The following is a 25,824-nucleotide window of genomic DNA, read 5'->3' on the forward strand; positions in this document are numbered from 1 at the left end:
TAATAATATACAATATGTTTACTTATCGAATTAAATAGGTAATGGCGATAAATTATAAAACGTAGCATTCAATTTCGATTGCTACGTTTTTTAACATATAACTAATGATTCCGTTCATACACGAACACGCCCCTAGGTTCAAATTCGCGGGTGATACGCATATTCTTCTTATCAATCTTGAACTGTATTGTAGAGCCAGCTGGCAGTAAATCATTAGCACCTTCAACTACAGATTTTGAGTATGAATCCATTGATTCAAGCGCTGCGGTACATTGCCATATGCCGATTATATCTTTATTTGCAAGTCCTACTTTTTTTCTCAGACTTACCGCACCCAGCAATTGACAGTGATAATACCACAGCAAGTGCAATCAAAAGTCTTTTTTTCATATTACTTTGTTTCCCTAATATTTATCCCTTTTTGTATGGCACATTTATCCGCATTATGTCGTTGATACCGATTGAATCCTCATCAGCATTGAGCTTGGAAGCTAGCCACTCCGTGAAGCCTGCTCCGATGAAGGTCGGGATATGACTCCTGTACATCCTGCCCGAATAGGCTTCGTGAGGAATATTTATGAAGTGCGGTAAATTACCATTTTCATCTCTCGTCAGAATTCGTCTATAGATAGGGTCTGCGATTACGCATTTTGCATCCTTTAGCACCTTCTCTATGTCAGCTTCGTCTCGCACCATAACATCGCCCTCTCTAAGCATATGAGCATCTACCTGAGTAGGGCATAGTATGTGAACTTCAGTAATTTCAAGGTCGTGCTCCAGCACATAGCGTATGCCTGCTGCATTAATCGCCTCACCGATAATCCAGGTGCCACCCTTGGCTCTATCTCTAAGTGTGAAGTTAGACTTTGCGTGTTCAAGTGGGGGGATGCAGGTTATCTCATCGGCTGAGCCGAGCAGACGTGATTTACCGTCAGATGCCGACTGCTTAATAAGCTGTTCGAGCTCACAGCAAGCAGTCTTTCCCATAGGTAGTCCCAGAACTGCAGGTGTTCCGTACTTATCATTGAGTATTCTCGCACCGTCAAGTGCCAGAGATGAGCAGACGACATTGACATCAGCTTTATAAGCCTCTGCCATTTCAGAAATAGTGCAGCCCATCGTCATGCAGCAATTGACCTCGATACCGCAATCTTTAAAATACTCCTTTAGAGCCTCAACGTTTCCGACTATCGAGAAATCAAGCGGAGTTACGCCGAGGAGATTTACGGATATGAAAGGTGAATCAGTTATAGCTTGACTACCATCAAGGGCAGGGCAGAATCTATCTAGAAATTCACGGTATACCATGTTACCGCCTAGCACATAAGTATCCATCGCATTAGTCGTAAATCCAAATGTCGGTATTCCCGTACGCTTCTCGATGATGCGGGCGATTCCCTTCATATCCGTGCTCATAAAGAGTGGAATAAGCGCAGCGGAGATAGCGATGAATTTAGGATTAGTTTCCTGTGCAGCCTCAATTACATCGCCTATGAGCTTCTCGTCGTTACCGAGAATTACGTCATTTTCAATGAGCCCAGATATGTAAATCATGCTCTCTATATCATACCAACGCGGCTCATCGTGCGTGTTGTATGTTGAATTGCAGCCGGATGCATCGTGCATTACAACGAGACCGCCCAGCTCATAGAGGACGGAGCAGATGCCGAATAGGTCAGCTGAATAGGTGGATAAAACTCTTGCTACTTGTTTCATGCCGAGCACCCCCAAGCCTTGACCTGAATTATGGACTTAGTGTCTTTTTCGTTGTTAAACGCATCGATCATTTCTGCGGCGAGCTTTTTAATGGCGTCATATCCATACCAGCCGTTGTTGGCGATTAGATTTACAAAGTGGTTAGAGCCAGTAAAATACGCAGCTTTCTGACCTATTGCGAGTAGCTTGCCGCCTGAAGCTTCGTCTCGTGGATAGAAGCGTGCACGAAAATCCTGAGTTGCAATCAGCGGAATGTCTGGATGATTTTGCTGCAGCCACTCGAGATCAGGTTTGCTATCTGGCGTTAGAGCATCTCCATAAATCTCAGTTACGTTGAAGCCGCGTGAGAGCAGGAGTTTTGCAAGGCTCAAAAAGCGCGGCGTGCTCATGAAGTCTATAGCAATCTGTGCATCTCCGATTACAGAAAGTGTATCTCTTAGGGCTTCATCAGCTTCTGCCCGAAGTGATGCAAAATCAGGAGTAGGAGCTCCGATAATCTGAGAAAGCGCACTCATATCACGGTCAATCTCATCGTAGTCGTAAGTGTACGGCATGTGCAGGCTCTTCTGACCGAGCCTCTCCTCAAGGCATTCAGTGGACCACTTCGCGATAGGAAGGGAGTAGATATTGAGAAAACTCTCGCCCATAGCCTTGTACTCATTGTAATCAACGATTGAAGCGAGATCATGAGTATGGAAACCGTTATCATGCAGCAGCTTCATATGATCGCCAGACCTGTCAATCGGAAAACTATCGCCGATGAAATTAACGACTTTATCATTAAGCGGTTGTTCCTCGATGCACAGATACATCGAGCGGCACATGTCCTCTTCAGGCGTGTGATCGTTTATCTTCATAGTCGGTGTCATCTGCGAAGAGATGAAGTCGATGTCTGGAAAGCGAGCCGAAAGCTCGTCATATATATATTCTATATCCGTGGCGAGGAAGTAGTGAATGCAGCCTGTAAAAGGGAGCACGCACGTAGGTTTCTGATCAAGTTTATTCAGTATATCAGTAACGCCCTCGATAAAAAGCTCTTCCATGTTGCCGCTCAGAATATCCTTCTCTTCAATGAGCACCATCGAAAATCTATCAAGTCCCTCATACTCGGCAGCAGAGAGAACTACGCCACGTAGACAGGCTGACGCTCCGATGTATATCATGTGCGAGCCAGGAATAATCATCGGTGTATGCGCGATAGTCCAGCCACCGCGCGAAGGACATGAGTATTCAAGTTTGCGCGGAAAAGGAGCCAGGGTATTGAGGTCCCCAAGCTTCACCTTCGCTTTATTAATATCGGGTTTGTGTAAATCAATCAGCATATTAGTCCCTATTTATAATCTCCATCGCTATCTTAGTATATATGTCAACCATCGGGTCATCGGGAAAAGCTTCGGCGACAGTGAAGGCATCGTCAGATGCTCTTTTCACCACCATGCTGTGCTCGATAGTTCCGACTATCGGGCACTCGAGGTCTTCACTGAGTGTCTGAAGCTTCTCGTCTTCACCGTTGACATTGCGCTTGTTGGCAATTATTCCAGATAGCCCATTGTGACCCCGGCGTTTAAAATTTTCCATCGCTAGACCGAGATTCATCGCTGCGTATATCGCCATCTGCTCCCCGGAAGAGATGACATATACGTTGTCCGCATAATTCTTGCGAAGCGGCATCGAGAAACCGCCACATACTACGTCTCCAAGCACATCGTAGAAGACGACATCGGGATGGAGCACTTCTTCGAAATTCTTTTGCTTGAGCAGATCTAGCGCCTTAGCAACGCCTCGTCCAGCGCAGCCAATGCCTGGAGTTGGACCACCAGCTTCCACGCAGATAACACCGTTATAGCCGATGGTATACATATCTTCAAGCTGAATGTCTTTGATCTTATCCCTGTAAGTATCGAGAACTGGAGTGAGATTCCTTCCTTGACGAAGACTAATCGTGGAATCAGCTTTCGGATCGCACCCAATCTGCATGACTGTATATCCTTTTCCAGCGAGTGCCGCAGACATATTAGAGACGGTAGTGGATTTTCCAATTCCGCCTTTTCCGTATATTGCAATTCTTTTCATTGAGAAATACTTCCTAAAAAACAAATTTCACCTCATCAATTCACACCTTTTTAATAGGTATAAAGAGATAAAATGTATTTAAAATATTTTATCAGTCACTCAAAAAAATGTAAACGATTGTGATTAAAATACCTTTTATTGCGTACAATCTGTTACGATAGTATAATTTTAATTAATTAAATGAAGACCAACCACAAGGTGTCCCGAGTGGTATGAATTTGTTTTCGGAGACTTCTACCTGTGTGGTTTGAAGTCTTTTTGTGTAGGGGGATAAATGATTAAGGTAGCAATATATGGTAAGGGTGGTATCGGGAAATCGACAGTAACTGCGAATCTCGCAGCAGCCTTTGCAGTTAAGGGATATAAGGTGGTTCAGATTGGATGTGATCCAAAGGCTGACTCGACAATCAACCTTCTCGGTGGCAATCCGCTAATTCCGGTTATGAACTTCATGAGAGATAACGACGATGAACCGACTATCGACGAGATGGTTAAAACTGGATTTGGAGGAGTTGAATGTATCGAGACTGGTGGCCCAACACCTGGCATCGGATGCGCAGGTAGAGGTATTATCTCGACTTTTAATCTAATAGATGATCTAGATGTTTTTGGCAGATTCAATCCCGATGTAGTCCTTTATGACGTGCTCGGTGACGTAGTCTGTGGAGGATTTGCTGCGCCTATCAGAGAGGGCTTTGCAGAGGATATACTCATCGTAACTTCGGGTGAAAAGATGGCTCTCTATGCGGCAAATAATATCAAGACAGCGGTAGATAATTTTGCGGACCGTGGCTATGCTAAGGTGAAGGGCGTGGTGCTCAATCACCGCAATGTCGAGAATGAGACGGAGAAGGTGCAGGCTTTTGCAGATGAAGCAGGAATTCCAATCGTAGGAGAGATTCCGCGCAGTCAGGAAATCATAGACTGGGAGGATCAGGGTAAGACCGTGATTGAGGGCAATCCTGAGTCGGATATCGCAAAGAGGTTCTTTGCACTGGCAGACTACCTGATTAAGGAGAATTCGTAATGGCGAGAGACACTTATTTCACGACAATAGGGGCGCTCGCTGAGGCTGGCAGTATTCCGACCGAGCTAGTGAGCAACGAGCATCTTGTGTATAGCTCACCAGCGACCTTGATGTACAATTCACCAGGTGCGCAGGGATTTGGCGTTAAGAGAGCAGGAGTAGTAATACCAGAATCGGTAATGCTTGTGGTTGCACCAGCTTGCTGTGGCCGTAATACCACGATTTTGGCGGACGAAGGCGGATATAGTGAGAGGATGTTTTTCCTTCAGATGAGTGAAAATGACCTCGTTACAGGTAGACATCTATCCGATATACCGCAGGCTATCGAGGAGATCTATGAAGTCTGTGAAGTGAAACCTAAGGTTGTGGTTATCTGCATCACATGCGTCGATGCGCTTCTCGGAACTGATCTAGAGCGTGTCTGTAGAAAGGCTGAGGAACGCACGGGAATTCATGTCGTTCCTACATATATGTATGCGCTTATGCGCGAGGGCAAGAACCCACCGATGGTAGCTGTAAGAGAAGCGATTTACTCGCTGCTTGAGAAGAGAAAACCGACAGGTGGGACCGTTAATTTGCTCGGTAATTTTACACATCTCGAGGACGATTCTGACCTGTATGACATCCTCGGTCAGATGGGAATCAAGACCATACACGAGGTAGGGAGAAAAGAAACCCTCGAAGAGTACATGGAGATGGGCGGAGCAGATTTCAATATCATACTTCATCCAGAGGCTAGAAAAGCAGCATTCACACTTGAGTTAAAGCTCGGAATCCCTTATGTGGAGCTGACTAGAGTATATGAAATAGATAGAATCCAGCGTCAATATGCGCTGTTCGCCTCGGCGCTCGGAGTAGAAATCGATGATTCGGAATACTTCCGTGAGGCTAGCGATGCATGCCTAAGACTTCAGCAACTGTGTGAAGGAAAGACATTTGCAATAGGACAGGTTGTAAACGGAAACTCAATAGAGATGGCGCTAGCGCTCGAGAAGCTGGGACTACGCGTTAAGTCGGTGTTTGCGAATATAAGCGAAGATGACTTCCCTTTTATCAGAGAACTCGCTAGCTATAACCGGGGCCTTAAGGTGTACTCGACTATGTCGCCGACAATGATGAACTATGATGGTTCGGAAAAGGTTGATATTTCAATCGGTATAGATGCACAGTTCTACTATCCAGAGTCGATAAATGTGCACTGGAATAACGAGATTCAGCCGTTTGGATACAAGGGACTAGTGCACTTTGTAGAGGCAATAGAGAGGAGGCTCGCTGATGAAAGGGCTTAGAAAATATCTATCGCCGTTTACGCCAGACCAGTCTGGAGCGGTCTCTGTGCTGTTTCACTACGGCGGTATGCTGATAATCATGGATGCTGGCGGATGCGTTGGAAATATCTGCGGATACGATGAGCCGCGTTGGGATAAGAAAAAGAGTGCGATATTTAGTGCAGCTCTTCGTGACCTAGATGCGATTCTCGGCCGTGATGAGCTTCTCATCCAGAAGACTAAGGAAGCACTCGGAGATATAGATGCTAAATTTGTCGGTCTAATCGGGACACCAGTACCAGCAGTTATCGCCACTGACTATAGAGCGTTAAAGCGCCTCATGGAGACTGATTACGAGGTGCCAGTTGTGCCTGTCGAGACTAATGGAATTGACATGTATGATGAAGGTGTTAGTAGGGCGTTTCTGCAGATACTTAAGAACTACTTGTATGAAGAAGATGGATCAGGAGCAAGGTTCATCGCAAATGGCAGTCTTGAGCAAAAAGCCATTAGCTTGGAAGAACTAGGAAAACTGGGCAAGTTAGGTAAGATTGATAAGAGCAACGCTTCCGAGAGAGTTGGAGTAATAGGCTTTACGCCGCTCGACACTCCAGGAAGTGGTGACTACGACGATATGGTGACTGCACTTGGCGAGCAGGGCGTGGATAACCCAGTTATCTATGGCATGAATGATACGCTAGAAGATGTGGCTGCTGCTGCACATGTGGATAGAAATATCGTCGTATCTCCTGGCGGTGTAAAGCCCGCGAGATGGCTATCAGATAAGTACGGCGTACCATATGAGATATGTTATCCTCTGCCGCAGGATCGTGCGGATGAGTTCTCTCGCAAGCTCATAGTGCACGAGCCTCGAAAGGTGCTGATAGTGCATCAGCAGGTTTTTGCAAATTCGCTTAGAGACGTGCTTATAGGGACTTCCGAGGATAAGCCACTAGAGCGCGTAGATGTTGCGAGCTGGTTCATGATGAGCAAAGAGGTTCGTCAGGAGCATGATACTAAGTTAAATGAAGAGGATGAGCTCATGAAGCTCGTAGATGCTGAGGGATACGATGTGGTGATCGGTGATCCCCTTATCAAGAGAGCGCTTCCAGGGTGGAAGGGTACTTTCCTCAGTCTTCCTCACTTCGCAATCTCGGCTTCTCTTTACTCTTCTGAATCAGATGAAGAGTACTGGGAGAAGGCAGGAGTTGTGGTTAGATAGAGATAAAATAGCGATAGATATTGGTGATTGTAATTGGTATGTAGAGTAATCAGAATTTATGGAATAGTGCAGGGCGTTGGCTTTAGACCCTTTGTGAGCAGACTTGCGGATAGATATGGCATATCTGGAAGTGTCTGTAACAAGGGCTCTTACGTTGAGATATTTGCCAAGGCATCAGAATCTGCATTAGATAAATTCGTGCTTGCGATTGAAGCTGAAGCACCTGCCAGATCTGCAATCGTCAAAGTTAAGGTAATGGATAGCCCTGTAGATATATCGATAGACTCTGGATTCAAGATTGCACTGAGCAAGCACGAAGAAGGGCAGATATTCGTGTCACCAGATATCGCTACCTGCCCTGACTGTGTAAAAGAGCTATTTGATGAAAATGATAGGAGATACCTCCATCCGTTTATAAACTGCACTCAGTGTGGTCCTCGTTTAACTATATTAGATTCGATGCCTTACGATAGGGTGAAAACCAGCATGGCTGGTTTTCCAATGTGCGAGGCCTGCAGTGACGAATATTCCGATATAAATTCGAGGCGCTATCATGCCCAGCCTGTATGCTGTAATGACTGCGGGCCGGAGCTCTACACCCTCGTGGGCAGGGCAGATGGTTCTGCTACGCAATATGCTGGAGCTGGATCGGGACGCCGCGACTCTGGATATAGCACGGCGATCTCAGATGAGATTCCTGATACTGGGCGCCACGAGGGTGCATATGGCGCGGCGGCGCTTCTAGAAACCAGGACTGTAATCAGGAATGGCGGCATCGCCGCCATCAAGGGGATAGGCGGTTTCCACCTCTGCTGCGACGCCGGAAGCGAAGCAGCGGTCCAGCGCCTCAGACAGCTGAAGGCGCGCCCGATGAAGCCGTTTGCTGTGATGATGCGGGACCTCGAAGTGGTCGGGCGCGAGTGCAGACTGGAGCCAGAGATGGAGCCGCTGCTTACCGGCCCGCAAAAGCCGATAATACTGATTCCTAGACGTCACGATTCAGCTGACTCGGCAGAGCCTGATTCCAATATAAAGGGAGAACTTAAGACCAACATCCAGGTAGGGCACAATTCCAGAATCGCAGCATCTGTAACACCTGACAATCCTAATTTGGGCGTGATGCTGCCATATACACCAGTTCATATGCTTCTCTTCGATTATCCAGACGATGAGCCAATATCTGATGTGCTGGTGATGACTAGCGGAAATCCATCTGGAGCTCCGATATGCATGAACGATGAGGAAGCGCTTAAGTATCTATCGCCTATGTGCGATATCATACTTTCCAACTCTAGGGACATACGGATAAGAGCTGATGATACGGTAATGGCATTTTACAGAAGCAAGCCTTATATGATCAGAAGGTCGAGAGGATATTCTCCGCTTCCAATAGTAGCGAAGAGAGAAAACTCCCATGCGGTGCTCGGAATAGGTGGAGAGTTAAAGAATGTATTTTGCCTAGGCGATAAGGGGCTTTTTTATCCATCGCCATACATAGGCGATATGGCGGATATGAGAAGTGTGAGAGCACTTGAAGCAGCGACAACTCGTATGGAAAGGCTTCTAGAGATTCATCCAGATATAATAGTGGGAGATATGCACCCAGGCTATAACACAAGCGAGATGGCTAGGGTGATTGCAGAGAGAGAAGGTGTTCCAGTTATGGAAGTGCAGCATCATCATGCACACATGGTATCGTGCATGGCAGAGAATGAATACGAGGGAACAGCTCTGGGAGTGACTTTTGACGGAACTGGATATGGACCTGATGGAACTATCTGGGGCGGTGAATTCCTGCTTGGAGATGAGAGCGGATACGAGCGTGTTGGCAGTATTGCACCGTTTATACATGCTGGCGGAGATATTGCCTCTAAGGAGGGCTGGCGGATTGCCTACTCCATGATTAGCACAGCGCTTGGACGCGAGGCGGCAAACCGTATAGGAGAGACACTCGGGCTTGGAGACGAAAAGGGTAGGCAGAGCATCGACTTCATGCTAGGCAATAATATAAATACAGTGAAGTCTACAAGCGCAGGACGCCTTTTCGATGCAGTAAGCGCAGTGCTCGGCATAAAGTCAGCCAGCACCTTCGAAGGCGAGGCCTCGATGGCGCTCCAGTTTGCAGCTGAACGCGCCGAAGCACAAGGAATAAGCCTAGCGCCTTACGAGGGCAGGCTGATGAATATCGACGAAGAGCAGTTCGAACTGTGCACAGACACCTTGCTCATGGAACTAGCTGCAAGGAGTCTGGCGGATCAAGATGCTGACCAGCTGGCATACTTCTTTCATAAAGCGCTGGCAGACATGATAGTAATTGCGTGCTGCTATCAGCGCACCAGATGCGGAGTAAATGTAGTCGCACTGTCTGGCGGTGTATTCCAAAATCTACTGCTACTTAAGCTCGTAGACAGAGGGCTCGAGAACGAAGGCTTCAAAGTGCTGAAACATTCAGTTGTACCGACAAATGACGGTGGCATAGCACTTGGACAAGCGGCAGTCGGAATAGCTGCGCTTGACAATGAAGAACAATAAATAGTACAGCCACAAGGCTGCACATGGGTATAAAATATATAGAGATTAGAAAATGACGGAGGTGCACAAATGTGCGTGGGATTGAGAGCAAAGGTTGCTAATATAGAGAATAATATGGCTGTCATCGATGCTGGCGGCGTAAAGAGAAAGGTGTCTGCGGAGCTGATTTCAGACCTCGCTCCTGGAGATTACGTTATGGTACACGCAGGTCTTGCGATTGCTAGAGTTGCGGCAGATGAAGCAGTAGAGGCAGATAAGGTCATGGAGGAACTAAATGACAATTAACGAGAGTACAAAAAAAGCTCGCGACATTATCACCTCCTACAACGGCCCGAAGCTACGCATCATGGAAGTCTGTGGAACTCATACTCATGAGATTTTTAGGCTTGGAATCAGAAGGCTTTTACCTGATAACATCGAGCTTATCTCAGGACCAGGATGTCCTGTCTGCGTTACTCCAGTTTCGTATATCGATGAAGCTGTTATGCTCGCACTTGATAAGAAGGTCACTATCACAACTTTTGGTGACTTAATCAGAGTCCCAGGAACGAAGATGAGTCTAGCAGGTGCTCGCAGCCAAGGTGCAAAGGTAAATGTAGTATATTCACCGCTCGACTCGCTCGAGTATGCGAAGGAGCATCCAGATGAGCAGGTCGTATTTCTGGCGGTTGGATTTGAGACGACAACGCCTGGGAGCGTGATGGCGGTTCGTGAAGCGAAGGCACAGGGCATCGAAAATTTCTCGATACTGACAGCCAACAAGACGATGTATAACGCATATCTAGCGCTCAAGGGCAGTGCGGATGCATTTCTATATCCAGGTCATGTGAGCACGATGACTGGTATGGAGGAATACTATAAACTCCGTGATGAACACGGAATATCTGGAGTGGTCGCTGGTTTCTCGGGATCCGAGGTGCTGACGGCACTTGCGGTGATCATCAAGAAAATAGAAGAGAACAAACCTTTCGCAGTAAACTGCTATCCAGCAGTGGTAACTGAAGAGGGAAGTCCTGCGGCTAGAAAACTCGTCGAGACGGTCATGGAGCCTTGCGATTCAGAATGGAGAGGACTCGGCGTTATAGAGAAATCAGGTGTTGAGCTTAGGCCAGAGTATCGCGATTACGATGCTAGGTACAAATTCAATCTTCCAGAGATAGAAGGTAAGCCAAATCCAGCATGTAGATGCGGAGAGGTGCTACTCGGCAAATGCAAGCCTTACGACTGCAAGGTATTCGGTAAGGGCTGTACGCCAGAGCATCCGATAGGAGCGTGTATGGTTTCTAGCGAAGGCGCATGTTCGGCGTTTTATAAATACGGAGGCGACATATGGAACAAACAATAACCCTAGCGCACGGTGCAGGTGGAAAGCAGACGAATGACCTGATCGGTGGGATTTTCAAGAAATATTTCGACAACAAATACTTAACAGCGGACGATGCGGCAGTGCTGCCACCTCCAAATGGAAGTATGGCGATGTCCACGGACGGATTTATCGTATCTCCTGCAGAATTCCCTGGCGGCAACATCGGAAAGCTCTCGATATGCGGTACGGTAAATGACCTCGCGTGCATGGGCGCAAAGCCACTCTACATATCTTGTGCATTTGTAATAGAAGAAGGCTTCACAGTTGAGAAACTGGACCGCATCGCTAAGGCGATGGCTGAGACGGCTCATGAGGTAGGCGTTTCAATCGTATCTGGCGATACCAAGGTTGCTGGCAAAGGTCAGGTGGATGGCGTATTTATCACGACTACTGGCGTAGGCGAGATACTGGAAGGCGTTAACCCAGCTGGTGCAAATGCTGAACCTGGCGACAAGATCATCGTGACTGGAGACGTTGGACGTCACGGCTGCACGATTCTACTTGAGAGGGACAGATTTGGCATGGAGGCGAATGTGACGAGCGATTGTGCGCCACTCTGGAATGCTGTGAATGCTGCATTTGAAGCCGCACCAGACATCCACGTTATAAGGGATGCGACGCGCGGCGGAGTAGGGACTGTACTCTATGAGATTGCTGACCAGAGCAATGTCGGAATCAAGCTCGATACTGAGTCCATTCCTGTAAATCCTGAAGTCGCTGGTGTCACGGGTATGCTCGGGCTAGAGCCACTTTATCTCGCTTGCGAGGGTAGACTGGTTATGTTCGTCCCTGCAAAATCCGCTGACGCTGTACTCGCGGCACTGCACAGCTCCGAACATACAGAGGGTGCGGTGGTAATAGGCGAGGTGACTGGTGAGATGCCCGGTCACGTTGTGATGACAACAGAAATAGGCACTGAAACGCTACTGCCACCACCAAGCGGAGAACTGCTGCCGAGGATTTGTTAGTGAAGTCTGGAAACTAGTGAAACTAAATAATCCTAGTTAAACGAAAAAAGTACTGGACAAGTTCTGATATATTATGTATACTAATTCGTGTCGCACTCGTGATACGAATATATGCCGCATTGGTCAAGAGGTTAAGACGCAGCCCTCTCACGGCTGAATCTCGGGTTCGATTCCCGGATGCGGTACCAATATAAACAGAGAAAAGCCTTGTAACTATTGAAGTTACAAGGTTTTTCTTTTTTAGCTATATTATAGGTGTTATAAATTGACCTGTTTTGTCGTGCTCTGTTTGGTCATATCACATTAGGAGAGTGATATTTTATATAATTTTATGTATAATCTGTGTATATTGTATAATATAACATAAAATGTACTCAGGAATCTTCGGCCCTGGGTCTTTTATTAAACCTAAATAAGTTAATGGATAAGGAGGTCTAAGAAATTATGAGTTACGATTTAATGGTTTTCGAAAAAGCACAGGCTCCAAATAATAAGACAGAATTTATAAAATGGTACGAAAATCAAGTGGAGTGGAAGGAAGATCATAATTATGATTCGATAGAAGTAAGCTCAGTTAATCTAAAGAACTGGTTTATGGATATGATACAAGTATTTCCACCGATGGGGGGAGAATTTGCTCTTAGTGATGATGAAATAGAAAATGATGAAGATCTTGCAAATCGCATTACAGACTATTGTATTGGTAAAGATGTGATATATGCATGTTTTGCATGGTCACTAGCAGAGGACGCATATAATACTATGCTTAAAATTGCGTTAAAACACGATGTCGGATTTTTTGATGTGAGTGGTAATGGAGAGGTTATATTATCTGAATGTGATGAACAAAATTAGGGTGTGCAATTTAGCTAAAAAGATTGTTTAACGCCAAACCTTGAGTGATAGCTCAAGGTTTTTTATACCCTTACACATCCAACCCACATGTTGTATCATTAAGTTATTCTATAAGAGTTACATAAAAGAGGAGATACTGATAATGGAACTAAAGGAGATGCGTAAGCTCCTCGGCTTATCGCAAGCGGCATTTGGAGAGAAATATAACATCCCAGTAAGAACAATTCAAGATTGGGAGAGTGGGCGCAGGCAAGCTCCCGTATACGTTCTTGAGCTACTAGAGCGAGCTGTGATTGAAGATTCCAAAGCTGAAGTGAATTAATAGCATACTCGCATTTCATAGGCAGTTTAACCTCATGATTTCATGTTGGTTATTAATCCTTTAAACAATAACAGCAGGAATAACTTATGGACAAAAAACGAAACGACCGCATAGCAACTATTGTATCTATCGGCTTGTTAGCTACAATATGGCTTATTTCAGGACTGACAAGATATTTCAGTTCAGGAGATGTTGACACTGGCACTGGATATTCTACTCTTAGTTACAATGTGACTGTGGATGTTAGGAAAGACTATTCATATGTAGTCGTAGAGAAGATTAAGGTGAAATTCAACGATCCTAAACACGGTATAGTTAGAAACATTCCTTTCGGCAAGGGTTACAAGATCAAAGATGTATCCGTAGATGGGGACAAATACAAGATTAAGAATCTGTATAAAGCTAACCAAATGCAGATTAAAATCGGTGATAAAAAGAAGACGGTTACCGGTGTTAAAGATTACACCATCATCTATACCCTTGCTAATTACGAGCGCAAGAATAATCCTAACGACATATATGTGGATGTGCTTCCGTCGGAATGGGCAACAGAGATCAAGTCGGCAACAGTTTCTGTGTACTTGCCACAGCATTTTCCGTACAGCGGTATGAAAGGGTATAGTGGCCCGCACAAGAGTACGTATAATATGTACGGTAAATGGACCTACGACAAGAAGCAAAATATAATCGAATATAGCGTTAAGAACTTGCCTGCAAATAATGGTGCGACATTGCTCGTAGATACTCCAAAAGGCTACTGGTACAAAGCGCCTAGCAAGTACTGGGTGAACTATGCGACCGTAATAGTAGCAATTCTCGGTGTCATTGTACTTATCGTGCTTAGGGTTTTGAACGAAAAAGAACACCCGATTGTTGCGCCCGTTACTTTCAAGCCACCAAAAGGTGTTCCGCCTGGAGAAATCGGATATCTGGTCGACGAAGAAGTAAATAAGAGGGATATTACATCGATGTTCTTTTATTTGGCATCTAAAGGGTATATATCGATTGAGGAATACAAGAAGGGAAAATATCAATTCGAGAGCCTCCGGATTCCCGACGTATATGACGAGCCCCCAATTACCGTTACTTTTTACAAAACTATATTTGGAAGCACGAAGAATGGCACACTTGGTAAAGTTGTGAGCCTAGAGGAAGCGAGCAAACGCATAGGCAAAGAATGTGAACTTATTAGAAAGGTAATAGTTGAAGAGTATACAGACAACAAATCGATATTCTCTAAGAAATCGCAGAAAAATGAGAAGATTGCAACTATCATCAGCTGCATTATAGGAGGTATGCTAATCGCACTTTCTATGTATAGAGAGTTCTACCTACCCGGCTGGCGAATTTTGATATTCGTATATGGTGGCTCGGTAATCCTTGATGCATTTTGGAGATTGCCTGTTAAGAGGATATGTAGAGAGTATCATTTTCACAGGACGAGAAGCGGTCTAAGGAGCGTTACATCTTTTGCGTTCTGGGGAATTATCTATCTGGCGATATCATCGTTTATGTTATTATTTTTGTACAAGATTGCAGGCGGTGAGATGACGAAGTATGCTCTAGCTGCAATAGCTGTATATGCCTTGGCTGTACCATTGATTCTACTAGGATTCCTCAAGAGAACTAAGGATAGCGCCAAGCTTTATGGTGAGATTATCGGCTTCAAAGAATTTATCGCTACAGCAGAGGTGGATAGGATAAATGCCCTTGTTCAAGAAGACCCAGCGTATTTCTACGATGTGCTTCCGTATGCTTATGTATTTGGGCTTACCGATACTTGGGCGAAGAAGTTTGAACCTAAGACTCTAGCTGGACATATTGGATACAGTGCGTTAGGCGGAGACATGTACGACCTTATAAATATGGATATTATGATTCATCATATTCAATCTAGTGCGTTTTCTAGAGTATCATCGGCATTGTACGCAGATGTCAGCGGCGGTCTTAGCTCTGGCGGCGGCGGATCTGTCGGTGGTGGATCTGGTGGCGGAGGAGGCGGTGGCTGGTAAACCTCGCCTTCCAATATATACGCACTACACCTAAATCAATTATTCCTAAGTTACAGAATGACGATTCGAAACGGCTTGAACTAATAACACTAATATACTAAAGGAGCAGCAATGCAGCAGTACTTTATTTACGGTAGCCCTAGCGCTGAAACTATTGAGATAACGGACAAGGATACCATCAAGCACATGTTCCAGGTCATGAGACTTAGGGCTGGCGATGAGGTAGTTCTCGTGTTCCAAGATGGCATTAAGAGACTTGCAGAAGTTGTAGATGCAGAGAGCAGAACTATGCGGATCATAGAAGAGCTAGATGAAAATGTCGAGCTACCAGTTCAAATTACTATCGCATGCGGTTTTCCTAAAGGCGATAAATTTTCGACCATAGCGCAGAAGACGACGGAGCTCGGGGCAGCTGAAATATGCGGTTTTCCGGCAGATAGGTCGATTGTCAAGTGGGATGGCAAGAAGCTCGCCAAGCTAGCAGAAAAGCTTGAAAAGGTAGTGCAGGGGGCTGCCGAGCAGAGCAAGCGCAATATCGTTCCTAGTATAAATCTCATTGCTAACAAGAAGGACTTTGTAGATAGCTTTGCTGAGTACGATAAGGTCTTCGTCGCATACGAGGAAGCGGCAAAGGAAGGTGAGAAATCTGCTCTTGTAAAGGCGCTGTTGGAAGTTTCAGCAGGAGAGAAGTTGCTCTTTGTATTCGGGCCAGAGGGCGGAATTACTGACAAGGAAATAGAAGAGTTTACAGGGGCTGGAGCGGTATGCATAGGTCTTGGACCACGCATCATGAGAGCCGAAACGGCACCAATGTATGTGCTATCTGCTGTGAGCTATGCGCTAGAACTCAGTAAATAGGAGTGATTTGCGATTTGCGTGTAGCTTTCGATGATGCGTTAAAAAAATTTTTTGCAAAAAATTTTAATTTACCTCTAGACAAACTGGATAAGTGTGCTAGAATACTTAAGGTTTTAAATATTGAAGCACATATAACAGAAAGAGGAGAGAGAGATGAAGAAGCGAATGTTTCGCGACTCGTATCTTGAATATAGCAACGTAGATTAGGACTTCGACATTGGAATTGTTATTCCAGTGATCGAAGTCTTTTTTTAAAATTAACGTAGATGTGGAACAGGAAAGGTGGAAAAAATGGCAAAAAGAAGTGACATCAAGAAGATTCTAGTTATCGGGTCAGGACCTATCGTAATCGGTCAGGCAGCTGAGTTCGACTACGCGGGCACACAGGCATGTATCGCTCTAAGGGAAGAAGGGTATGAGGTAGTGCTCTGTAACTCCAACCCTGCGACCATCATGACGGACACATCTATGGCGGACAAGGTATACATGGAGCCACTAACTCTCGAGTATCTAGCTAGGATAATCAGATACGAGAGGCCAGATGCAATTCTGCCAGGCATCGGCGGACAGACTGGTCTTAATCTCGCTATGCAGCTCGAGAAGAAGGGCGTACTCAAGGAGTGCCGAGTTGAGCTTCTCGGAACTAGGAGTAGCAGCATCGAGCGTGCTGAGGATAGAGAGCTTTTCAAGGAGCTTTGCGAAGATCTAGGCGAGCCGGTAATCCAGTCGGACATTGCAAATAGCGAAGAGCACGGACTAGAGATTGCAAAAGAGATAGGCTTTCCAGTAGTTCTCAGGCCAGCGTTTACTCTCGGTGGTACAGGCGGTGGATTTGCATATGATGAAGAGGAATTTAAAGAGCTTATAAAGCGTGCGTTATCCATCTCACCAACTCATCAGGTACTAATCGAGAAGAGTATCAAGGGCTTCAAGGAGATAGAGTACGAGGTAATGAGAGATGGCACTGATAAAGCAATCGCAGTCTGCGATATGGAAAACCTCGACCCAGTTGGAGTACACACAGGCGACTCGATAGTAATCTGCCCAACCCAGACCGTAAGTAAAGAAGATAACGAGATGCTTAAGACTAGTGCACTTAAAATCATCCGCGCACTTCAGATTGAAGGTGGCTGCAATGTGCAGTTTGCACTAAATCCAGAATCATCGGAGTACTACCTAATCGAGGTAAACCCACGAGTTTCTCGTTCATCTGCGCTTGCATCTAAGGCGAGTGGATACCCAATCGCTAGAATCACAGCCAAGATTGCAGTTGGCATGACACTAGATGAAATCGAGATTATAGACCAGCCCGCTTCGGTAGAGCCTGCCGTTGACTATGTTGTGAGCAAGGTGTCTAGGTTCCCGTTCGACAAGTTTGCAGATGCAGATAACAAGCTAGGAACGCAGATGAAGGCTACTGGAGAAGTTATGAGTATCGGTATGAATCTCGAAGAGAGCATACTTAAAGCCGTTCGCTCCCTTGAAATAGGTGTTTCCCACATATACATGGAGAAGTTCGATACTTGGGATACTGATGAGATGAAGGAGTACATAACTGAGGGTCGTGACGATAGAATATTTGCCATTGCAGAGCTCCTGAGAAGAGGAGTGAGCAAGGAGGAGATATGTGAACTGACAGCAATAAATGAGTACTTCATAGGGATGTTTGAGAATATCATATCTATCGAGAATGAGCTAAAGGCTAACAAAAACGATGTCGCAAGACTGAGGATAGCAAAGCAGCACGGATTTTCAGACGTTGAAATTGCAAGGCTTTGGAACGTAACAGAAGAGCAGGTGTGGAAGCTTCGTGAGGCAGTTTCCCTCTTCCCAGAGTACAAGATGATAGATTCTTGTGCAGGATCTAAGGATACATATGTGCCGTATTTCTATTCGACATTTGACGGAAGTGAGACCAAGAAGACTAAGGATTCAGGCAAGAGAAAAGTCGTAGTTCTTGGTTCAGGACCAATTAGAATCGGACAGGGTGTTGAGTTCGATTACTCGACAGTTCAGGCGGTGAGGACTCTCCGTAGTCAAGGCTGCGAAGCTATAATCATAAATAATAACCCTGAGACAGTTTCTACAGATTATACTACGGCAGATAAGCTATACTTCGAGCCACTCTGCATCGAGGATGTTATGAACATCCTTAGACTAGAGAAACCGGATGGAGTAATTGTTTCACTCGGAGGACAGACCGCTGTAAACCTTGCAAATGCACTCGACGAGAGAGGTGTAAAGATCATCGGAACCGACTGCGCGGCAATTAACGCTGCCGAGGATAGAAACGAGTTCGACAAATTGCTCCAGAAGCTAGGTATCGATAAGCCAGAAGGAAAAGCGGTAACAGATATAGATGAGGGATGCACTGTTGCCAATGAGATCGGCTATCCAGTGCTCGTTAGACCAAGCTTCGTGCTCGGTGGTAGAGCGATGAGAATTGTTGCGGACGAGACTCAGCTCAGACAGTACCTGAGGACAGCTGTAGAAATTGACGAAGATAAACCAGTGCTCGTTGACCACTATATCCGCGGTAAGGAAATCGAGGTTGATGCAATCTGCGATGGTACAGATGTATTTATCCCAGGCATCATGGAACTAGTTGAGCGTACAGGCGTGCACTCTGGAGACTCGATTAGCATCTATCCTCCTTGCTCCATCTCAGACAAGGTTAAGGAGACTATAAGAGAATATACAGAGAAGCTAGGTCTCGGGATAGGCATTTGCGGACTATTCAACATACAGTTTATCGTAGATGCTTCTGAAAATGTATATATAATCGAGGTAAATCCAAGATCCTCGAGAACCGTGCCTTTCCTATCCAAAGCTACTGGATACAATCTCGCAGACATCGCATCCAAGGTAATGCTCGGCATCAGCCTAGAGGAACAGGGATTCAAGGGATTAAAGCCGCTCGAGAAGAAGAGATGGTACGTAAAGGTGCCGGCATTCTCATTTGCAAAGCTATCAGGAATGGATATAAGGCTATCGCCTGAGATGAAATCTACTGGCGAAGCCATCGGGTATGACGATGATATGATGCGAGCTTTTTACAAGGCCATGCAGGCAGCAGGTATGAGAATGCAGAATTACGGAACTGTATTTGCATCGATCAATGACGAATCTAAGGAGGATGCACTGCCACTAATCAGAGGATTCTACGACCTAGGATTCAACATTGAGGCGACAGAGGGTACGGCGCAGTTCCTTAAGAATAATGGCGTAAAGACCAGAAGTTTCAAGCACACTGATAACAGCCTGGATGCAGTAATGGATGAGTTCAGACAGGGATACGTGACATACGTGATCAATATCGGAGACATCAGATCCGTAGATGCGAATTCCATGGGCAGCCGCATCAGGAAGTGTGCAGCTGAAAATAACGTGACTACGCTCACCTCACTCGATACCGTGAGAGTCCTTATAAAAGCGCTTGATGATATAACATTTAAGGTGTCCACAATCGACGCTTAGTGTTATAATTAGGTATTATTCAACTAGAGGAGGGGGCTATGAACATCAGAGAGTGTGTAAAGGTGAGACACTCCGTGCGCGCTTACGAGGACAGGCCTATCGATGCGAAGGTAGCAGAGGACCTCAGGGTCATGATTCAGCAGTGTAACCGCGAGGGAGATATGCATTTTCAGCTTATACAGGATGAGCCAAAGGCATTCTCGAGTCTACTTGCAAAATACGGCAAATTCTCAAATGTTAAAAATTACATTGCCGTAGTCGGTAGGAAGCGTGAAGACCTCGATGAAAAGGCGGGATACTACGGTGAGAAGCTAGTGATCCGCTGTGTGCAGCACGGGCTCAGCACTTGCTGGGTAGGTGGAACCTACAAGAAGGTTAAGGACGCTATAGATGTTGGTCACGATGAGAAGATCGTTGCCGTAATTGCCCTAGGATATGGACGCACGACGGGAGATAGCAGGAAGTCTAAGAAGCCAGAAGATGTCTTCGATGGTAAATCTTCGAGGATTTCAAGCTACGAGGACACTCCGGAGTGGTTCAAGAAGGGCGTAGAGATGGCGCTCCTCGCACCGACAGCTATGAATCAGCAGAAGTTTACCTTTGCGATAAGCGGAGATAGAATCAAAATAAAGCCTGGCTTCGGACCATTTACTAAGCTAGATGCTGGCATCGTCAAGTACCACTTTGAAATAGGTTCTTCGCCAAAGGAGTTCGTGTGGGCATAATATGATGAACGAAATACATGAGATTCGCCAGATTGCCGTCATGAGATCTGCCTTCAAGCAGAAGTACGGTATACCGAGGCAGCCGAGGCTCGTACAGGGCCTTAAGTCGGAGATAGTCTTCGGCGACGAATTTAATAATCCTGACGCTGTGAGAGGACTCGAAGAGTTCTCTCACATTTGGCTAATTTGGGGATTTTCGGACACCAAGATAGATATGACCGAGGAGCATCCAGCGTGGAAGCCTACCGTGAGACCACCTCGCCTCGGCGGGGATATACGAAAGGGCGTATTTGCTACGAGGTCGCCATATAGGCCGAACTCACTTGGCATGTCTGCAGTCAAGCTCCTAGAGATACGAGATGATAATGGCCAGCTCAGACTCATCGTCGAAGGAGCAGATCTACTCGATGGCACGCCGATATACGACATCAAGCCGTATATCCCATACAGTGATATCATCACAGATGCAGATGAAGGGTTTGCAAAGAGCATTGATACTTCGATTGATGTTGAATTTTCAGATGACCTACTTGCAAAAGTTGATGAAGAGTTTCGCGCGCCACTCATAAGGATTCTTGAGCTTAATCCAAGGGATGCCTATGATAGGGATTCTGCAAAGCCATGCAAGATGGCGTTTGCGAACGTCGATATAGAGTTCGTGCTTAGGGACGGAAGATTGGTTGTCACAGCGGTGAACGAGCTTTAAGGCTGATAACAGAATTAGGTAAGGCTTGATTTAAAAAACAGCATAATATTTGAACAGGAAAGAAATGGATAACGACAAGATTATTACAGCGAGAATTGAGGATAAGCTCGAGCAGTGCGAGCGTGGTAGCTACATTACTGCGACAGGCTTTCTTAACATGCACGAGCAGTCGCTAGCCATGCGCATCGTGAGAGGGAGAAGTGACGTCAAATCATTTTTCTATGGCGGATATGAAGATGCAGAGAGACGGATTATCATGTTCGTTCCAGACGGATACGCAGATACTCTCGAGGAAGCGCTAGAGATGATTTCACCACTTTCGGTGCTTCACATCAAGGCGGCTACAGGCGGCAGAAAGCTCACGCATAGGGACTATCTCGGTTCGGTGCTCTCGCTTGGACTTGATAGGTCTGTAATAGGGGATATCCTGGTCAATGAAAAGGGAGCCGACATGATTGTGAATTCTGAAATTGTAGATTTCCTTCTAGCCGAATTTCACAGTGCAGGCCATACCAATCTCCAGATTACGACATCTGAAATCGAGGAACTGGAAGTACCCGAGCAGAGGGTGAAAGCGGTTAGAGACACACTTTCTTCGCCAAGACTAGATAATGTGGTGTCAACGGCGTTCCATGTCTCGCGAAGTGAAGCGGTGAGAGCCATAAAAGGAGGCATCGTTTTTATAAATCACGAGGAAGTTACCAAGATAGACAAGCGTATCAATGAAGGTGATACGATAGTGCTCCGCGGCAGAGGTAAGGCGATACTTTCCGAGCTCTCGTGGCTCTCCAAGAAGGGAAGAATATGGGCGGAGTTTAAGGTGTTTATTTAACAGAGTTCAAGGTGTTCATTTCATATAAGATAAGGGAATCATCTCTGCACCATAGCTCCAGCTTCGCTAGCTACACTTCTCAGTGGAAAATCAGCAGAATTGGTGCCGCAACAGCTCCGTAACCGTTTGAACTGGCTGCGCCCCGGTGTTACAATCAAAGCGTAATAAATATTTCTCTATATTGTTATTTTGGAGGTAGACAAATGTTTGAATATACTGATATTAAGACTGCACCTGCAGCTCTAGGACCATACTCACAGGCAGTGATGGCGGGAAATACACTTTACGCTTCTGGCGCTATCGGAATCGACCCTGAGACAGGGAAGTTCGCTGGCGAGGATGTGCAGAGCCAGTGCGAGCAGGCTTGCAAAAATGTAGGCGAGATCCTCAAGGCTAACGGCATGACTTACGATAACGTAGTTAAGACCACTTGCTACATCCTAGATATGGCAGAGTTCAAGGATTTCAACGAAGTGTATGCTAAGTATTTCACTTCAAAGCCAGCTAGATCATGCGTTGCAATCACAGCGCTTCCAGCAGGAGCACTCTGCGAAGTGGAAATTATTGCAGTGAAGTAAAACTCACAATCAATAAAACTGTGAAGCAAAACTGCATATTAAATCAGTTAATAAAACACTGTGACGAAAACCTGTATTGAAATTTTCAATAGCGAAAAATGCACTAATTTCGGAGCAGTAACCATGATAATCGACTGATTTTGCATAGCTGTAACATAAGTGACCGCCTGTAGAAGCCTTCTGGCGGTCTTTTTATTTTGAACTCCAATAAATCATTACGGAAAATTCATGTATAATAGCCATTATGAAAGGTAGGGGGTTATGAACGACATTAAGGTTATTAGATTTGATAATTTACATGATATAGAGCTACCTCACGTGTTCGAGTGTGGTCAGTGCTTTCGCTGGAATGAATGTGAGGATGGCTCATACATAGGTGTTGCAGGAGGTCATGCGGCACACGTTTCGCTCGAGCATGATGGCGATTCGTGCTCGCTTATCATCGAGTGCACGGGCGGTAGTGAGAAGTATTGGCATAGCTACTTTGATCTGGATACGGACTATGGAGCGATGAAGAAAGCACTTCTCGTTGGTGATCCTAAGCTAGCAAAGTCGATAGATGTGTGTCACGGCATCAGGATACTTAATCAGGACTACTGGGAGGTTCTCATCTCCTTCATCGTCTCGCAGAACAACAACATACCTAGGATTAAGAAGTGCATCGAGTCGTTAGCGAAGAACTACGGTACCGAAATCGGTGAATTTATGGGCGAGGTGCGATATGCATTTCCGACGCCCGAGCAGCTATCGAGGGCTACACTCGAAGAACTGGCGGACTTAAAGTTCGGATATAGAAACGCATACTTAGTATCAGCTCCTAAGCATTTCGCTGAGCACGGAGTGCCTACGGGAACAACGGAAGAGAAACAAAAGGCTCTATTATCTTATCTTGGTGTTGGACCTAAAGTCGCAAACTGCATATTGCTATTCGGTCTCAGAGACTTTACGGCATTTCCTATAGATATCTGGATGAAGAAGATAATGGTTGATCTATATGGCTTCGACATCAAGGATATAAAAGGGATGCAGAAGTTTGCGGATGAGCACTTCGGCGAACTAGGCGGCATAGCACAGCAGTATCTGTTCTATTATTATCGAAGCATGCAGTGAAGATATTTTCACATTTAATTCATAGTGCCGTGTTGACAACATATGGGGGTCTGAGTAAAATTATGTTATAGAGTTTAGCACTCTTGATAATTGAGTGCTAACAATACGAATAAAACGTATAATCAGGAGGTTACAAATGAGCATAGGAATAAAGCCACTAGGCGCAAGAGTTGTTATTAAGCGTAGCGAAGCACTTGAGAAGACTGAAGGCGGTCTGATACTTTCGGCAAGTGCTAAGGAGAAGCCACAAGAGGCTGAAGTTCTCGCAGTAGGCCCAGGAACTGAAGACGAGAAGATGGAAGTAAAGGTAGGAGATAAGGTTATATTCTCGAAGTACGGCGGCACAGAGCTCAAGTATGGTGGCGAGGATTATATCATCATGAGCCAGAGGGATATTTTGGCAGTAATCGAGTAATTGATTGGCCTCTATACTCTATAGAGGTATAGCGGCATTACTAAGAGAGGCATATATATACATGGCTGTAAAGTCAGTAGTTTGAAATTAATCACGTACCATGATTGGTGCATATATATAGGAGGAAGCTAAGATGGCAAAAGATTTACATTACGGAGAGGAGTCTAGAAGAAAGCTCCTCGCAGGCGTAGATAAGCTTGCAGATACAGTTAAGATTACACTTGGACCTAAGGGTAGAAACGTTCTTATTGAGAGAGCGTATGGATCTCCGCTAATTACTAATGACGGAGTTTCAATCGCTAAGGAGATCGAGCTCGAAGACCAGGTAGAGAACATGGGAGCTCAGCTAGTTAAGGAAGTTGCTACGAAGACTAACGATGTAGCAGGTGACGGAACTACTACAGCTACACTTCTCACACAGGCAATCGTTCGCGAAGGATTCAAGAACGTAACTGCTGGAGCTAATCCAATGGTTCTCAAGAAGGGAATCAGCGGTGCTGTAGAGGTCGCAGTTGAGTACCTCAAGAATAGCGCAGTTAAAGTAGATGACAAGGAGAGCGTAGCTCAGGTTGCATCTGTATCTGCTGGAGATAGAGAGATTGGAGAACTCATCTCCGAGGCTATGGAGAAGGTAGGAACTGACGGCGTAATCACAGTTGAGGAGTCGAGATCACTCGGAACTACACTAGACGTGGTTGAGGGTATGCAGTTCGACAGAGGATATCTATCACCATACATGGCAGCTAATTCTGAGAAGATGGAAGCGGTTCTTGATAACCCATACATCCTTCTTACAGATAAGAAGATTTCCAACATTCAGGACCTAGTACCACTTCTTGAGGATATCATGAAGTCAGGCAAGAAGCTGCTCATCGTTGCAGATGACGTAGATGGTGAGGCACTCGCAACACTCGTAGTTAACAAGCTAAGAGGAACACTTGACGTAGTAGCAGTAAAGGCACCTGGATTTGGCGACAGAAGAAAGGCTATGATGGAGGACATTGCAATCCTCACAGGCGGTACTGTAATCAGCGAGGAGCTAGGATATGAGCTCAAGGAAGCTACAGTAGATATGCTCGGTAAGGCTGGAACTGTTAAGGTTAATAAGGATCACACAGTAATCGTAAACGGCGCTGGAGATAAGTCTGAAATCGAAGAGAGAGTAGAGAAAATCAAAGGCGAGATTGAAGATTCGACTTCTGACTTCGATAGAGAGAAGCTGCAGGAGAGACTTGCTAAGCTAGTCGGCGGAGTTGCAGTTATCAATGCTGGAGCTGCTACAGAGACAGAGCTCAAGGATAAGAAGCTCAGACTCGAGGACGCTCTAAATGCTACTAGAGCTGCAGTTGAGGAAGGCATCGTTGCAGGTGGTGGTACATCGCTTATCTGCGCAATCGATAAGGTATCTGAATATGCTGAGAGCCTTGACGGAGATATGAAGACTGGTGCGAGAATCGTAGTTAGAGCACTAGAGGAGCCAGTTAGACAGATTGCCGAGAATGCAGGCTATGAAGGCAGCGTAATCGTTGCTAAGGTTAAGGAGTCCAAGAAGGGCGTCGGATTTAACGCAGCAACAGAGGAGTACGTAGACATGATTGAAGCTGGAATCGTTGACCCAGTTAAGGTTACAAGATCTGCACTTCAGAACGCTTCAAGTGTAGCAGGTATGCTTCTCACTACAGAGGCAGGGATTTCAGAGATTAAGGAAGATATGCCAGCTGCACCTGCTATGCCTGCAGGCGGCGGAATGGGCATGATGTAA

General features: G+C 45.6%; 23 protein-coding genes and 1 tRNA gene. 20 read left to right on the top strand and 4 right to left on the bottom strand.

Going from position 1 to position 25,824, the window contains the following annotated elements; all coding sequences use genetic code 11:
• Positions 1 to 101: 101 nt before the first annotated feature.
• The 4 genes from Q7O90_RS03885 to Q7O90_RS03900 all read right to left on the bottom strand — a co-directional run bounded on the left by Q7O90_RS03885 (position 102) and on the right by Q7O90_RS03900 (position 3,789).
• Positions 102 to 251 (bottom strand): hypothetical protein, encoded by a 150-nt coding sequence (locus Q7O90_RS03885; RefSeq protein WP_304127743.1) that lies wholly within the window; start codon positions 249 to 251, stop codon positions 102 to 104.
• 160 nt (positions 252 to 411) lie between these two features.
• On the bottom strand, positions 412 to 1,716 hold the full coding sequence (locus Q7O90_RS03890; protein WP_304127746.1) for a nitrogenase component 1: 1,305 nt from the start codon (positions 1,714 to 1,716) through the stop codon (positions 412 to 414).
• Entirely contained in the window at positions 1,713 to 3,038 is a 1,326-nt protein-coding gene (locus Q7O90_RS03895) for a nitrogenase component 1 (protein ID WP_304127748.1), read from the bottom strand. Before Q7O90_RS03895 ends, Q7O90_RS03890 begins: the two co-directional genes overlap by 4 nt.
• 1 nt (position 3,039) lies before the next feature.
• Complete coding sequence (locus Q7O90_RS03900; protein WP_304127749.1) at positions 3,040 to 3,789, bottom strand: AAA family ATPase; 750 nt, start codon at positions 3,787 to 3,789, stop codon at positions 3,040 to 3,042.
• A 274-nt stretch (positions 3,790 to 4,063) separates the two neighbouring features.
• Here Q7O90_RS03900 and Q7O90_RS03905 point away from each other — a divergent pair, with 274 nt between their 5' ends.
• From Q7O90_RS03905 to groL, 20 genes are all read left to right on the top strand, one after another.
• A complete protein-coding gene (locus Q7O90_RS03905) occupies positions 4,064 to 4,816 on the top strand; it encodes a nitrogenase iron protein NifH (protein ID WP_273067885.1) in 753 nt (250 codons plus the stop codon).
• On the top strand, positions 4,816 to 6,105 hold the full coding sequence (locus tag Q7O90_RS03910) for a nitrogenase component 1 (RefSeq protein ID WP_304127752.1): 1,290 nt from the start codon (positions 4,816 to 4,818) through the stop codon (positions 6,103 to 6,105). The genes Q7O90_RS03905 and Q7O90_RS03910 overlap by 1 nt, the downstream gene beginning before the upstream one ends.
• Positions 6,092 to 7,306, top strand: a complete 1,215-nt coding sequence (locus tag Q7O90_RS03915; RefSeq protein WP_304127754.1) for a nitrogenase component 1 — start codon at positions 6,092 to 6,094, stop codon at positions 7,304 to 7,306. The genes Q7O90_RS03910 and Q7O90_RS03915 overlap by 14 nt, the downstream gene beginning before the upstream one ends.
• Positions 7,307 to 7,339: 33 nt before the next feature.
• The gene (locus tag Q7O90_RS03920; RefSeq protein WP_304127756.1) at positions 7,340 to 9,838 is read left to right on the top strand and encodes a carbamoyltransferase HypF; all 2,499 of its coding nucleotides are present in this window, start codon (positions 7,340 to 7,342) and stop codon (positions 9,836 to 9,838) included.
• Positions 9,839 to 9,907: 69 nt separating this feature from the next.
• Positions 9,908 to 10,123: a HypC/HybG/HupF family hydrogenase formation chaperone gene (locus Q7O90_RS03925; protein WP_273280320.1), complete on the top strand. Its 216-nt coding sequence runs from the start codon at positions 9,908 to 9,910 to the stop codon at positions 10,121 to 10,123.
• On the top strand, positions 10,113 to 11,183 hold the full coding sequence (gene hypD, locus Q7O90_RS03930; protein WP_330667042.1) for a hydrogenase formation protein HypD: 1,071 nt from the start codon (positions 10,113 to 10,115) through the stop codon (positions 11,181 to 11,183). The genes Q7O90_RS03925 and hypD overlap by 11 nt, the downstream gene beginning before the upstream one ends.
• Positions 11,168 to 12,172 (top strand): hydrogenase expression/formation protein HypE, encoded by a 1,005-nt coding sequence (gene hypE / locus Q7O90_RS03935; RefSeq protein ID WP_304127761.1) that lies wholly within the window; start codon positions 11,168 to 11,170, stop codon positions 12,170 to 12,172. The genes hypD and hypE overlap by 16 nt, the downstream gene beginning before the upstream one ends.
• A gap of 113 nt (positions 12,173 to 12,285) precedes the next feature.
• Positions 12,286 to 12,360, top strand: a tRNA-Glu gene (locus tag Q7O90_RS03940).
• Between the two features lie 256 nt (positions 12,361 to 12,616).
• Positions 12,617 to 13,027 carry a hypothetical protein gene (locus tag Q7O90_RS03945; RefSeq protein ID WP_304127763.1) on the top strand — a complete coding sequence of 137 codons (411 nt, stop codon included), beginning with the start codon at positions 12,617 to 12,619 and terminating at the stop codon, positions 13,025 to 13,027.
• Positions 13,028 to 13,169: 142 nt separating this feature from the next.
• Positions 13,170 to 13,349 carry a helix-turn-helix domain-containing protein gene (locus Q7O90_RS03950; protein WP_273280600.1) on the top strand — a complete coding sequence of 60 codons (180 nt, stop codon included), beginning with the start codon at positions 13,170 to 13,172 and terminating at the stop codon, positions 13,347 to 13,349.
• Positions 13,350 to 13,435: 86 nt separating this feature from the next.
• A complete protein-coding gene (locus tag Q7O90_RS03955) occupies positions 13,436 to 15,361 on the top strand; it encodes a DUF2207 domain-containing protein (protein ID WP_304127768.1) in 1,926 nt (641 codons plus the stop codon).
• A 111-nt stretch (positions 15,362 to 15,472) separates the two neighbouring features.
• Positions 15,473 to 16,219, top strand: a complete 747-nt coding sequence (locus Q7O90_RS03960; RefSeq protein ID WP_304127771.1) for a 16S rRNA (uracil(1498)-N(3))-methyltransferase — start codon at positions 15,473 to 15,475, stop codon at positions 16,217 to 16,219.
• Positions 16,220 to 16,510: 291 nt separating this feature from the next.
• Complete coding sequence (gene carB / locus Q7O90_RS03965) at positions 16,511 to 19,696, top strand: carbamoyl-phosphate synthase large subunit (RefSeq protein WP_304127773.1); 3,186 nt, start codon at positions 16,511 to 16,513, stop codon at positions 19,694 to 19,696.
• A gap of 38 nt (positions 19,697 to 19,734) precedes the next feature.
• A complete protein-coding gene (locus tag Q7O90_RS03970; RefSeq protein WP_304127777.1) occupies positions 19,735 to 20,421 on the top strand; it encodes a nitroreductase family protein in 687 nt (228 codons plus the stop codon).
• Position 20,422: 1 nt separating this feature from the next.
• Positions 20,423 to 21,127 carry a tRNA (N6-threonylcarbamoyladenosine(37)-N6)-methyltransferase TrmO gene (tsaA, locus tag Q7O90_RS03975; RefSeq protein ID WP_304127780.1) on the top strand — a complete coding sequence of 235 codons (705 nt, stop codon included), beginning with the start codon at positions 20,423 to 20,425 and terminating at the stop codon, positions 21,125 to 21,127.
• 64 nt (positions 21,128 to 21,191) lie between these two features.
• The gene (locus tag Q7O90_RS03980; RefSeq protein ID WP_304127782.1) at positions 21,192 to 21,959 is read left to right on the top strand and encodes a YlmH family RNA-binding protein; all 768 of its coding nucleotides are present in this window, start codon (positions 21,192 to 21,194) and stop codon (positions 21,957 to 21,959) included.
• 203 nt (positions 21,960 to 22,162) lie between these two features.
• Entirely contained in the window at positions 22,163 to 22,537 is a 375-nt protein-coding gene (locus Q7O90_RS03985; protein ID WP_273068341.1) for a Rid family detoxifying hydrolase, read from the top strand.
• Positions 22,538 to 22,798: 261 nt separating this feature from the next.
• Positions 22,799 to 23,647, top strand: coding sequence for a DNA-3-methyladenine glycosylase family protein (locus Q7O90_RS03990; protein ID WP_304127785.1), 849 nt, complete (start codon positions 22,799 to 22,801; stop codon positions 23,645 to 23,647).
• Between the two features lie 142 nt (positions 23,648 to 23,789).
• Complete coding sequence (locus Q7O90_RS03995; protein WP_094234772.1) at positions 23,790 to 24,062, top strand: co-chaperone GroES; 273 nt, start codon at positions 23,790 to 23,792, stop codon at positions 24,060 to 24,062.
• 133 nt (positions 24,063 to 24,195) lie between these two features.
• Positions 24,196 to 25,824 (top strand): chaperonin GroEL, encoded by a 1,629-nt coding sequence (gene groL, locus Q7O90_RS04000; RefSeq protein WP_304127787.1) that lies wholly within the window; start codon positions 24,196 to 24,198, stop codon positions 25,822 to 25,824.

Source organism: Mogibacterium diversum (genome assembly GCF_938028775.1).
GTDB lineage: Bacteria > Bacillota > Clostridia > Peptostreptococcales > Anaerovoracaceae > Mogibacterium > Mogibacterium diversum_A.